The sequence below is a fragment of the Thermobifida halotolerans genome, assembly GCF_003574835.2.
Lineage (GTDB): Bacteria > Actinomycetota > Actinomycetes > Streptosporangiales > Streptosporangiaceae > Thermobifida > Thermobifida halotolerans.
On sequence record NZ_CP063196.1, the window covers coordinates 1829473 to 1841452 of the forward strand.

At 72.0% G+C, this 11980-nt stretch carries 10 protein-coding genes; 7 read left to right on the forward strand and 3 right to left on the reverse strand.

Annotation, left to right across the window (positions count from 1 at the left end; translation table 11 throughout):
* The first annotated feature begins 2 nt into the window (after window positions 1–2).
* From queE to NI17_RS08115, 3 genes are all read left to right on the forward strand, one after another.
* Window positions 3–638, forward strand: coding sequence for a 7-carboxy-7-deazaguanine synthase (gene queE / locus NI17_RS08105; protein ID WP_068690564.1), 636 nt, complete (start codon window positions 3–5; stop codon window positions 636–638).
* Window positions 639–995: a 6-carboxytetrahydropterin synthase QueD gene (queD, locus tag NI17_RS08110; RefSeq protein ID WP_068690566.1), complete on the forward strand. Its 357-nt coding sequence runs from the start codon at window positions 639–641 to the stop codon at window positions 993–995.
* Between the two features lie 80 nt (window positions 996–1075).
* Window positions 1076–1588 carry a VUT family protein gene (locus tag NI17_RS08115; RefSeq protein WP_068690568.1) on the forward strand — a complete coding sequence of 171 codons (513 nt, stop codon included), beginning with the start codon at window positions 1076–1078 and terminating at the stop codon, window positions 1586–1588.
* 103 nt (window positions 1589–1691) lie between these two features.
* On the opposite strand, the gene fxlM is transcribed toward NI17_RS08115, so the two are convergent.
* Entirely contained in the window at window positions 1692–2954 is a 1263-nt protein-coding gene (gene fxlM, locus NI17_RS08120) for a methyltransferase, FxLD system (RefSeq protein ID WP_068690570.1), read from the reverse strand.
* Between the two features lie 126 nt (window positions 2955–3080).
* On the opposite strand from fxlM, the gene NI17_RS08125 reads away from it, so the two are divergent.
* The 3 genes from NI17_RS08125 (at window position 3081) to NI17_RS08130 (ending at window position 7775) form a co-directional block, all read left to right on the forward strand.
* Window positions 3081–3569 carry a DUF4383 domain-containing protein gene (locus tag NI17_RS08125; RefSeq protein WP_068690572.1) on the forward strand — a complete coding sequence of 163 codons (489 nt, stop codon included), beginning with the start codon at window positions 3081–3083 and terminating at the stop codon, window positions 3567–3569.
* Window positions 3570–3869: 300 nt separating this feature from the next.
* Complete coding sequence (locus NI17_RS24645; RefSeq protein WP_211329500.1) at window positions 3870–4181, forward strand: NUDIX domain-containing protein; 312 nt, start codon at window positions 3870–3872, stop codon at window positions 4179–4181.
* A gap of 108 nt (window positions 4182–4289) precedes the next feature.
* Window positions 4290–7775 (forward strand): NACHT domain-containing protein, encoded by a 3486-nt coding sequence (locus tag NI17_RS08130; RefSeq protein WP_068690574.1) that lies wholly within the window; start codon window positions 4290–4292, stop codon window positions 7773–7775.
* Here NI17_RS08130 and NI17_RS08135 read toward each other — a convergent pair.
* On the reverse strand, window positions 7717–10056 hold the full coding sequence (locus tag NI17_RS08135) for an ATP-binding cassette domain-containing protein (protein ID WP_068690576.1): 2340 nt from the start codon (window positions 10054–10056) through the stop codon (window positions 7717–7719). The genes NI17_RS08130 and NI17_RS08135 overlap by 59 nt on opposite strands.
* 60 nt (window positions 10057–10116) lie before the next feature.
* Between NI17_RS08135 and NI17_RS08140 the strand changes: the two genes are divergently transcribed.
* A complete protein-coding gene (locus tag NI17_RS08140; protein ID WP_243597663.1) occupies window positions 10117–11103 on the forward strand; it encodes a helix-turn-helix transcriptional regulator in 987 nt (328 codons plus the stop codon).
* Here NI17_RS08140 and NI17_RS08145 read toward each other — a convergent pair.
* The gene (locus tag NI17_RS08145; protein ID WP_068690582.1) at window positions 11036–11653 is read right to left on the reverse strand and encodes a carboxymuconolactone decarboxylase family protein; all 618 of its coding nucleotides are present in this window, start codon (window positions 11651–11653) and stop codon (window positions 11036–11038) included. The genes NI17_RS08140 and NI17_RS08145 overlap by 68 nt on opposite strands.
* Between the last annotated feature and the right edge of the window lie 327 nt (window positions 11654–11980).

Consider the following 11980-nt stretch of genomic DNA (forward strand, 5'->3'; position numbering starts at 1 on the left):
CCATGGGATATCTCGTCAAGGAGATCTTCTACACCCTGCAGGGAGAGGGTGCCCACACGGGCCGTCCCGCCGTCTTCTGCCGCATGTCCCGCTGCAATCTGTGGACTGGTTATGAGAAAGACCGACATCGGGCGATCTGCCAGTTCTGCGACACCGACTTCGTAGGAACCGACGGGGTGGGCGGCGGTCGGTTCGCCACTGCGGACGAACTGGCCGACGCCGTTGCGCAGGCCTGGCCCTCAGTCTCCACTGACCACAGGTTTGTCGTCTGCACCGGGGGCGAACCCCTACTCCAGTTGGACGAACCCGCCGTCGAGGCCTTACACACACGAGGCTTCGAGGTGGCGGTGGAGACCAATGGCACACGTCGCCCTCCACGTGGGATTGACTGGCTCTGCGTCAGCCCCAAGATCGGCGCCGAACTCGTCGTCACCAAAGGTGACGAACTGAAACTCGTCTTCCCTCAGGAAGGCGGTGACCCGACCAAATTTGAGCAACTGGACTTCAGGTTCTTTCGTCTGCAGCCTATGGACGGTCCCGAACTCGAGGTCAACACACAAGCTGCTATCGAGTACTGTCTGAAGAATCCGCGCTGGACGCTCTCCCTGCAGACACACAAATATCTAGGAATCCGTTAGATGGAGATCTTCCGAGAATTCGGCTTCGAGGCGGCACACCGACTGCCGAGGGTCCCAGAAGGACACAAATGCGCCCGCCTTCACGGGCATTCCTACCGCGTCATCGTCCACGTCGACGCCCCCGTTGATCCAGAAAGCGGTTGGGTGATGGACTTCGGGGACATCAAGCGAGCGTTCAAACCGATCCGGGACCGACTCGACCACTACTACCTCAACGAACTCGACGGATTGGAGAACCCGACGAGCGAGAATCTGGCCCGTTGGATCTGGGAGCGCCTGCGGCCAGTGCTGCCTGCCCTGTCCGCTGTCACCGTACGCGAAACTTGCACTTCCGGCTGTACCTATCAAGGAGAGTGAACTGCAGGTCCGCAGGTCTCGGGGGAGAATCCGTCTCTCCCGTAGTTCGGTGAGTATCCATCCCCCGAAGGAGCACCTTGATGATCCTCACCCCCCGTGCCCTAGTTCTGTGGAGTCTCTACACCGCGACCGTGATTGGTGCGAACCTGGCTGTCGCCTACATTGGCATGCTACCTGTCGGATTCGGCTTGGCTGCGCCTGCCGGGGTTTACCTGGTAGGTCTTGCACTGGTGCTGCGGGATCTACTTCAAGACGCGACATCGTGGCGGTGGTCTCTGGCTGCCATTGTTGTTGGCGCGGCCCTGTCAGCAGCGTTCTCTCCCGAACTCGCCATCGCCTCGGCAGCAGCCTTCCTGTTCTCTGAGATCGCCGACTTGGTTGTGTACACGCCGCTCCGTAAGCGAGGCTTGGTCATAGCGGTGGCCGTGTCTAACGCGGTTGGGTTGTTTCTCGACTCAGTGCTGTTTCTGTGGCTGGCATTCGGCACTCTAGAATTCCTGGCCGGCCAGGTGCTTGGTAAAACGTGGATGACGCTCGTAGCGATCGTAGTGCTACTGGTTATCCGTCGCCCTCGCCAGGCGATAGCCCAATGAAATGCTGTCTGCGTACACATCGTTGCAGCTGATCTGCTACCTTCACTGACTCCACATACACGAAGCTGCCCCAGGTCCGCCAGGATCCGGCTTCTCTCTCTGGTCACGGCCAGGAGAGCGTGATCCTGGTGTGGCGCTTGTCCACGACCAGTCCCCGTGGCAGGTGCTCGTCGGGGGTGTGTGCCGGATGGACGGTGTAGCGGGCCCGTGATCCCCGGTGGTCGCGGTCCCAGACGCGGACCTGCTCGACGAAGCGGTCGGCGACCCGCTGGGCGTCGGAGCCGTGGGCGTAGGCCCCGAGCTCGTGCCTGGAGCTGTCCGGGGCGACCAGGCGCAGCACGCGGTAGGCGAAACCGCCGTCCTCGACCAGGGCCGGGTTGCCGCGCGGCCAGAACGGGCGGACCAGGCCGCGGTCGAGCGCTCCCTGCTCGGCGGTGAGGCGGCAGAACCCGTGCAGGCTGCTGGCCAGCCACAGGTCCAGGTCGTCGAACGGCTCCATGCGGCCCACCGTCGCCCCCGACCACGCTTCGGCCCGCTCCCCCGCCAGGGCCGCGCTCAGCGCTTCGGCGTCGACGTCGCGGTCGTCGTCCAGCAGCAGCTCGATCCGCGCGCCGGGCTCGCCGTGGACGGGAACCCGTCGTTCCCGGCGCTCCCCCGCCCCCTGCATGGGCACAAAACCGCACAGCTCGTAGCCGCGGTCGGCCAGGTGGTCGCCCTCGCGTTCGAGGACCACCGACCGGGTGAGTCCGCGCACCCGCAGCGGCAGCACCAGCCGCCCGCCGCCGGCCAACTGCTCCACCCACGCCGGGGGGATGTCCCACGCCTCGACGGTGACGACGATCCGGTCGAACGGTGCGCGCTCGGCCGCCCCGGACTCGCCGTCGCCGCACACCACGCGCACCCGGTCGTACCCGGTCGCGGCGAGCGCGGCCCGGGCGCGCGCCACCACGTCGGGGTCGATGTCGACGCTGGTGACCTCGCCGTCGGGGCCGACCAGTTCGGCCAGCAGCGCGGCGTTGTAGCCGCCCGAGCCGATCTCCAGCACCCGGTGCCCGGGTTCGACGCGCAACTGGTCGAGCATCAGGGCGACGACGGACGGCGCCGACACCGAGCTGAGCACGGTGCCGTCGGCGCCGTGCTTCATGCGGACGACGTCGTCGGCGTAGGCCTCCTCCAGCGACGCCCCGGGTGTGAACAGGTGCCGGGGCACGGCGCGCATCGCGTCGCGGACGTTGTCCGCCAACCCCTGGCCGAGTTCGGCCCGCCAGGCCAGGACCCGGTCGACCATCGCCTCGCGCAGCGCGCGGGCCTCGGGCGTGTCGGGGCTGCTGTCGGCGTCCGAGTCTCGCTCCCGCTGTGTGGTCATGCGGTCACTCTCTCACGCGGAGTCGTCCCGTGGGCTACTCCTGCGGGCCGGGGCGGGGCCCGGGCCGCCGTGTCGCGCCCTCGCTTCCGGGTAGGGGCGGATCCAGTCGACATTTCGGAGGTCGTCATGGCGGGCAGTCGAACCCGTGAGGTCGCGGATGCGACTCGGCGTCCGGCCCGGCTCGTGGCCGCGGTGCTGGGCGCGGTGTTCCTCCTGGTCGGAATCCTCGGGTTCGTTCCGGGGATCACCACCGACTACGGCGCGATGGAGCTGGCCGGTCACCAGTCGCGGGCGAAGCTGTTCGGCGTGTTCCAGGTGTCGGTGCTGCACAACCTCGTGCACCTGCTGTTCGGTGTCGCCGGGCTGGCCGCGGCCTGGCTGGGCGCGAAGACCGCGCGCCTCTACCTGCTCGTCGGCGGCCTGGTCTACCTGGTGCTGTGGCTGTACGGGCTGCTCATCGACCTGACGACCGTGCAGGAGCTGTTCGGCCCGGTCCCGCCCGAGGCGAACTTCGTCCCGGTCAACAACGCCGACGACTGGCTGCACTTCTTCCTGGGCGCCGGGATGATCACGCTGTGGCTCGTGGTGCGCCCGGGACGCGGCGTCCGGGAGTGACCGGCACCGGCGGCGGTCCGCGCTCCGGGCGCTGTCCGGCGTGTGCTCCCGGTCTTCCGTGTCCTCCCGCCCCGGCCGGTCCGGTCCCCTACCGTTGGGGCGAATGCGGGTCCGGCTCCGGGAGGGGTTCGGGACGGGCCGCCACGCGGTCCGCGCGCCCGTCGCGCGCGTCACGCCCTTCGGCGCGGTGGAGCAGGCCCACCGCGCCGAGACGCTGGCCTGGGTCGACACAGCGGCGCGCCGCTGTAGCGCGTCGCCAGGCCGGACGTGCCACCGGTCCACCTGGTCTGCTATTGCGTGGTGCGTGAGCCCGAACGCGGCGAACTGCTGCTGGTCGCGCGCCGCCGGGCCGGGTTGCGGCCGCCCGCGGGCGGCCACGTCGAACCCGGTGAGGACCCCTGGGACACCGTGGTCCGCGAGTGCGCCGAGGAACTCGCCCTGACCGCCCGCCCCTGCCGGACGTCGGCCCCGTGCCGGTGTTCCCCACCGCCAACCGCACCCGCGGCGCACCCTCGACCCGCACCTGCACCGCTTCGTCCGCAGACTCGCCGCGCCCGGCTGACCGGCGCGGCACCGAAACCGTCCCCTCGCCTTCTCCGGAACCCGCCGTAGAGCCGTTCGCGGTCCGCTAGTGTCCTTGCCACCACGCCACGGCAACCGCCGTGTCCCCGTCTTCTCGCCCGTGTCCGCTCCGAGGACCGGCCCGCCCGGACACCAGAGATGAACCACCCTCCCCCCTCCACCGGCGACACGTTCAACGTCTTCCACGGGGAAGCCGAGTTCCTCGTGCAGATGCGCGACAACTACGGTGAGATCCACTACCACGCGTCGCCGCGCCCCCGCCCCGTGGACAGCGCCGCCGACGCGCTCGCCGCGACGCTGTTCACCCAGTGGCGTGAGGAGGTGGCGGCCTGGGACGTCAGCGCGCCCGCCGTGATCCCGGTGCGCTGGCGGGCCAACTTCGAGCGTTCCGCTCCCCCCGAACACGCCGGCGGATCGGTGGACGGGCGCGGCGACCGGCTCGACGGTCTGCTCTCCGCCTTCCTGGGGCTGCGGCAGCGGCGGCTGGCCGTCCTCGGCGACGCCGGATCGGGCAAGACCACCCTGGCGGTGCTGCTGATGCTGGAGTTGCTGGAGCGCAGGCTGGCGTCCACCGCTTCCGGGGCGGACCGGTCGGCTCCGGTACCGGTCCTGTTCTCCCTGGCCTCCTGGGATCCGGACCGCGAGCACTTCGCTGCCTGGCTGACCCGTCGGCTCCGTGAGGACTACCCGGGGCTGCCCCGCGTGGACGGCCGCCATCCCGCCGACGCGCTGTGGCGTGACTCCCTGCTGCTTCCGGTGCTCGACGGCCTGGACGAAATGCCCCAGGAGCACCGCTCCGCCGCGGTGCGGTCGCTGAACCGCGCTCTGCGGGTACGCTCCCCGCGCTCGGGGCGGGAGGTTCCGCTGATCCTCACCTCCCGGACCGACGCCTTCCGGGCGCTGCGCCGCGAGGTGGTGCTGTCGTGCGCCTCGGTGGTGGAGGCGCGGCCGGTGGACGCGGCCGGTGCCGCCGCCTACCTGCGTCCGGAGTCCCCGGAGGCGGCGCGGCGGTGGCGTCCCCTGCTGGAGGAGCTGCGGGAGCGCCCCGACGGGACTGCGGCGCGGGCCCTGTCGACCCCGTTGATGCTGTGGCTGGCGCGCAGGGTGTACGAGCGGGTGACGACCACACCCGCCGAACTCGCCGACACCTCGCGGTTTCCCACGCGCGCGGCGGTCGAGGACCACCTGCTCGACCGCTTCGTGCCCGCGGTGTTCACCGGGGAGCTGCCCTCCCACGACCGGTGGGAGCCGCCCCGGCGGTGGCGTCCCCACCGGGCCCGGCGCTACCTGGCCCACCTGGCGCGGCACGCGGGTCGGCGGGAGACGACGGAGCTGGCGTGGTGGCGGCTGCACACGGCGCCGCTGCCCCGGGTCGTCTTCCCGCTGGTCCTGGTGGCGGCGGCGCTGCTGGTCTCGCAGGCGGCCGTGTGGTTCCGGGAGCTCGTGCTGGACCGCGCGCCCGAGGAGTGGCCCGGACGCCTTCTCACCGTCCTGTCGCTGCAGAACTCGCTGACCATGGGCCTGGTGTTCGGGCTGGCCGTGCAGTTGTGCGCCAAGCACTGGTTCGGCTACCGGTTCGGGGAGCCGCGGCGCAGGGCGTCCCTGCGCCGCCCCGGGGCGGCGCTGCGGTCGGCGCTGCACGCGACGACGCCGTGGCGGGTCCTGCTCGTGCTCGCGCTGCTGTTCCTGATCGTGCTGTGCTTCGTGGAGTACCTGCCGTTCGTGGGGGCGAGGGGGGTGTCCGTCCCGCTGGGTCTGGTGGCCGCCACGGCGTTCGCCCTGCTGTTCGCGGCCCCCTCCGCCGGTTCCGAGGAGCCGACGACCCCGGAGTCGCTGCTGGCGGACGAGCGGACCGCGGTCCTGCGTTCGTTGACCGTGACCTGCTCCGTGATCGGCCTGGGCGTGGGGCTGGTCCACGGGGTCGCTGCGGGGGTCATGGCCTGGTTGGGTGCGGCCGCGATGCTCGTCCTGGTCACCCCGTGGTCCCGTTGGCTGGTCGCCAGGGCGGCCTTCGCCGTGACCGGCCGGGCGCCGTGGTCCCTGATGCGCTTCCTCGGCGACGCCCACCGCCACGGTGTGCTGCGCAGGGTGGGCGGAGTCCACCAGTTCCGGAACGTGCGGTTGCAGGAACGGCTGGCCGGGCGCGTCCCGGCCCGGACCGCGCGGCGACCGGTGCTGCCCGAGGGGGCGGTCACCCACTTCGCGGGCGGGGTGCGCCTGCGGTGGAAGAAGCGCCGGATCGCGCTGGCTGCGCTGCTCTTCCTGCTGCCCACGGCCGCCCTGGTGACCGTGCAGGCGGTGGTGCGTGAGGGGGTGGCCGCGCTGCCGTACGCGTGGGCGCCCGGTGCGTTCTTCGTCGTCTTCGGCGGTTCGGTCGCCGTTGTCGCCTTCCTGCTGCCCCGGGCCACGACGGTGCTGACTCTCACCGGGGACGCCGTGTCCTGCCGGGAGAGCGGCCGGGCCGTGCGCTACGAGTGGCGGCACGTGGAGGAGGTCGCGGTCCGGCGGACCCGGCGGCTCGGGTTGGACACCCGGTTGTACGGCGTGCACGTGCTGTTGACGCCTGATGCCCCCTACCGTCCGGTGATGTCGCGCAGTGACGGCGACTGGTACCTCGTCTGCACCGTCGGCCTGTCCCCCGCGCTTGCGCGGCAGGTCGAGGAGGAGTTCCGGCGTTTTTCCGGGGGGCGGTGGCGGGCCAACGAGTCGGTGTACGCCACCGGGGCCGAGAGGAGTGGAGACGCACCGCCGCCCCTCCCGCCGCCGCTGCCCGCGTCGGCGCGTCCGCACAGCGAAGACGCACCGCCCCCGCCGCTCCCGCCGGTCGGGCCGGAACCGGCGCCGGCCGCGGCGGGCGCTCCGCGGCGCTCCTCCACGGCGGCGAGGGTCACGGGCGGGATCGGCGCGCTCCTGGTCCTGCTGGGGTGCCTGCCGGTGCTGGCCTCCCGGCTGCTGTCGGGCGGGATCGACGACTTCACCGGCGTCTCCCCCTGGTCCTGGAGCGCCGCCCTCGTCGGCTCGGTGCTGCTGCTCTCCTCCACCCCGTTCCTGTCCCGCCGCGCGGTGGTCCCGCTGTGGGGCCTGGCCGCTGTGCCGTCCCTGTACGCGCTCGCGGCGACGGTGCTGCCCCCGACCCCGCTGGGCTGGTCCGACATCGCGGGTGTGGTGGTGTTCGGGCTGTGCGTACTGCTGTGCGGCATGATGGTGGGCGACCCGGAGTTCTTCGGCGCGCAGGGGCGGCGGATCCGCATGCTGTCCGGTCTGGCCCTGCTGCTGGCGGGGTACGTGGTCGTGCCCTCGGCGGCGGTGAGCGACGGCGCGGCCGTGTTCTTCGGCTACCTGGCGGCCTGCGCCGTCATCGTCGTCGGCTGTGCCTGGGCTCTGACTCGGCAGGTCTCCTACTCCCCGCGGGAGGAGGGTCCCGCGGTGACCGTCACGCCCCCGGCGACGCGGCTGACGCCGGTGTGGCGTCTGCTGGTGGCGGCGGCGGTGATCGCGGGCTGCGGTTACGCGGTCCTGGTCGGCGGAACCGCCATGTGCTGGGTCGTCGCCGTTGTCACGTTCCTCACCAACCTGGGGATTTTGATCGGGGCCCGTGACATGGCGCCCGGTGTCCTCCCCTGAGGAAGCGGCGGAGCGCGTCCGCGGTCGGGCCGGTGCCTTTTGCGGCGAGTCGCGCGGGCGGTCCGGTGAAGGTGACGGTTCCTCCGTCGTCGCCCGCACCGGGGCCGAGGTCGATGACGTGGTCGGCGTGGGCGACCACGTCGAGGTTGTGCTCGATGACGACGACGGTGCGGCCGTGGTCGACGAGGTCGTCGAAGAGGGCGAGCAGGTGCTGGGTGTCGGTGCCGTGCAGGCCGGTGGTGGGTTCGTCGAAGACGTAGTGGCGGGTGTCGCCGGCGAGTTCCCGGGCCAGGCGCAGGCGCTGCCGCTCCCCGCCGGAGAGGGTGTCCAGGCCCCGGCCGAGGGTGAGGTGGCCGAGGCCGACGCGGTCCAGGCGGGCCAGGGCGTCCGCGACCGCCGGGGCAGCGGTGTCGGCGAAGAAGTCCTGGGCGGTTCGTGCCGTCATGCCCAGCACGTCGGCGATGGTGCGCCCGTCAATGGTGTAGCCGAGGGTCCGCTGGTTGAAGCGGGTGCCGCCGCAGGCCTCGCAGCCGGTCTCGACGTCGTCGAGGAAGGCGAGTTCGGTGGTGACGACGCCGCGGCCGCGGCACTCCGGACAGGCGCCCCTGGAGTTGGCGCTGAAGTGGGCGGCGGGCACGCCGTGGGTCCGGGCGAAGAGGTCCCGGATCGGGTCGAGGACGTCGAGGAAGGTGGCGGGGGTGGAACGGCCGCTCGCGCGGATGGGCGCCTGGGTCATGACGGCCACCTGCGGGTGTCGGCGCGGCAGTTCCCGGGTGGCGAGTGTGCTCTTGCCGGAGCCCGCGACGCCGGTGACGGCGGTGAGCACTCCGGTGGGGACGTCCACGGTCACGTTCTTGAGGTTGTGCTCGCGCGCGCCCCCGACGGTCAGGTGCCCGGTGGGGACGCGCGGGTCCGACCGCACCGAGGGGGTGCGCCGCAGGTGGCGTCCGGTGGGGGTGTCGGCGCGGCGCAGGCCGTCGAGGGTGCCGGTGTAGAGGACGGTGCCTCCGGCGTCGCCCGCGCCGGGGCCCATGTCGACGACGTGGTCGGCGACCGCGACGAGGTCGGGATCGTGTTCGACGATCAGGACCGTGTTGCCCCGGTCGCGCAGATCCCTGACGAGTTCGGCGAGCCGGTGCACGTCGTGCGGGTGGAGTCCCGCGCTGGGCTCGTCGAGGACGTAGCACAGTCCGGTGAGGGAGCTGCCGAGGTGGCGCACCAGCCGCACCCGCTGGGCTTCGCCGCCGGACAGGGTCGTGGCGTCGCGGTCGAGGGTGAGGTAGCCGAGACCGACGCGGTCCAGTGCCGCCAGGCGGGACGTGATCTCGGCGACGACGGGGGCCACCTTCGGGGAGGTCACCGATCGGACGGTTTCCACCAGATCGCGGACGGGTGTGGCCGACCAGTCCGCGATGGAGCGTCCGTCGACGAGGCTGGAGCGCGCGGCGTCGTTGAGCCGGGTTCCGGCGCAGTCGGGGCAGGTGGCGCGGCGCACGACCCGGTCGAGCGCGGCGCGTTCCTCGGTGGTGGTGCGCTTGGGGGTGCGGGTGAGGTAGTCGCGGCGCAGCCGGGTGAGGACGCCGTGGAACACGCCCGTCCTCGGAAACTCCGGGCCGGGGTTCGGGGGTTTGTGGCCGTCGGCGTTGAGCAGCAGGTCGTAGCGGTCCGGCGGGTAGTCGCCGAGCGGCAGGTCGGGGTCGAACAGGCCGGAGTGGACGCAGCGCTTCCAGCGGTAGGTTCCCGGCGCGAACGCGGGGAAGCGGACCGCTCCGCCGTTGAGGGAACGTGCGGGGTCGATGAGGGCGTCGACGTCGATGTCGGTGACCTCGCCGAGTCCTTCGCAGCGTGGGCACATGCCTGACGGGTCGTTGAAGGAGAACGCCGGGGAGTAACCGATGTGCGGCCGTCCCGCGCGGGAGAACAGCACCCGCAGCAGCGGGGCGATGTCGCTGGCGGTGCCGACGGTGGAGCGCGCGTTGCCGGAGAACCGCCGCTGGTCGATGACCACCGGGAAGTGCAGGCCGTCGATGCGGTCCGCGTCCGGTTTCGGGTGGTGGGGCAGCCGGTTGCGCACGAAGGAGGGGTAGGACTCGTTGGCCTGCCGCTGGGCCTCGGCCGCGATCGTGTGGAACACCAGCGACGACTTGCCCGATCCGGACACCCCGGTGAACACGGTGACGCGGCCCCTGGGGACCGCGACGGTGACCTCGCGCAGGTTGTTGGTGCGCGCGTTGACGACCACGATGTGCGTGGACGGATCGGGGCGGAATCTGTCCGACATGGCTTTCACGCTAGTGACTATTGTGGTCAGGAAACGGCCACAACCTGTCGGGGAGGTGGTGTGGCTTCCACTGGTGCGCGCATGCTGCGGCTGCTGTCGCTGCTGCAGTCGGGGCATCCCTGGTCCGCCGCGGACCTGGCGGAGGCGACCGGGACCAGTCCGCGGACCCTGCGCCGCGACATCGACCGGCTGCGGGAGTTGGGCTATCCGGTGGAGAGTCTGCGCGGCCCCGGCGGCCACTACCGGCTTGTCGCGGGCAGCGCCCTGCCGCCGCTGATGTTCGAGGACGACGAGGCGGTCGCCGTCGCCTTGGGACTGCGACTGGTGGCGGCGGGAGGTGTCGACGTCGCCGACGCCCACGGCGCTGCGGAGCGCGCCTCGGCGAAACTGGCCCGGGTGCTGCCCGCGCGGCTGGCCCGGACCGTGGACGCGGTGAGCGCGTCCGTGCAGAGCGAACCCGACACCTGGACCGGACTGGACCGCGCCGTGGTGGCCCGGCTCGCCTCGGCGGCCCGGCACCGCCGCGTGGTCTCCTTCCGCCACCGCAACCGCTCCGGCGAGGAGTCGCACCGCCGCGTCGAGCCGTACCGGATCGTCCGCCTGCGTCGCCGCTGGTACCTGTTCGGTTGGGACCGCGACCGCGGCGACTGGCGCTCCTACCGCCTGGACCGGGTCGGCGAGGTCGCCGAGTCGGCGTCGACCTTCCGGCCGCGGCCGCTGCCGGACCCCGACGTCGTCGGCTGGCTCAACCGGTCGTTCTCCGCCTCGGAACGGCGTTACGAGGCCGTGGTGCGCTTCGACGCCCCCGTCACCCGCGTGGCCGAGCGGCTGCCGCGGGTCGACGGGACCCTGGAGGTCGTCGACGACGCCCGGTGCCGCTACCGGGCGTGGGTGGACTCCCACGAGTGGCTGACCGCGGTCCTCGCCGTCTCGGGACTCGACTTCACCGTCGAGCGTCCCGCGGCCTTCGCCGACCACGTCACCGCGGTGGGCGGGCGGCTGACGAGGGCCGGTGCGCGCGGCGCCGGTGAACCGCCGCCCCCGTGACCCGCCGCCGCGCCGGCCCTCCGGGCGCGGGGCGGCGACCGTCCGTACCACCGGTCTGCCGTCGCGGGTGTCCGATGACCGAGACGCTGACCACGTGAGGCGCCCTGCTCGCCCCGAGCCGCTCAAGCAGTCGGGCGGAGAGTTCGCCGGTGACGGTCGGCGGTGTCCGCGACATCGCCTCGGCGTACTCCATGACGTCGCGCTCCAGCGGTGTGAAGACGTCCGGTTCCCGCCACCGCGGCACCTCGCGGGCCTTGGACTCGTCGAGTCCCCCGTTGTGCGCCCGGAAGCACCCCAGGTCGAGGCAGAAGGCGCAGCCGGTCAGGGATGCCACCGCCATGTGGGCGTAGGACTTCAGGTCCTTGTCGCACCTGTTCCACCTGGTGGCTTTCAGGCCGAGGCCGAGGCTGGTCCTGAGCACCGGCCGGTGGTGCCGCATCACTTCGAGGGGTTCGGGCACTTCGCCGAACATCCTCCTGGTGATCCTCTTCGGTACGACGCCGTGGACGCCGGTGATCTCCGCTTCGGGGACCCGGGTGCTGCCGGCCATGTCGCCTCCTCGTCTGCTGGTCTCGGCATGCAGACACCGGCCGGGGCCGGTCTGTGGCAGCACGGCGGACATCCTCGTCGGCCGTGGCCGGTGCCGGGTTCCGGTGCTCCCGCCTTCCGGCCGGTCAGGACGCCGTCCCGCACCGGGCTGCCCCGGGCGGGGGAAGAAGCGCCGCGTACCCGATCGGTGGCGGCTGCCTCATCGGCTTCCGCTCCTACCAGCCGCGCCCCCCGCGCGGCCGGTACGAGCGGGCGGCCCAGGCCCCGGGCAGCCTCGCCAGCCATCCCGTGGCGCGCGCCTCCGCTCCTCGCCGATGCCTGGAGGGCT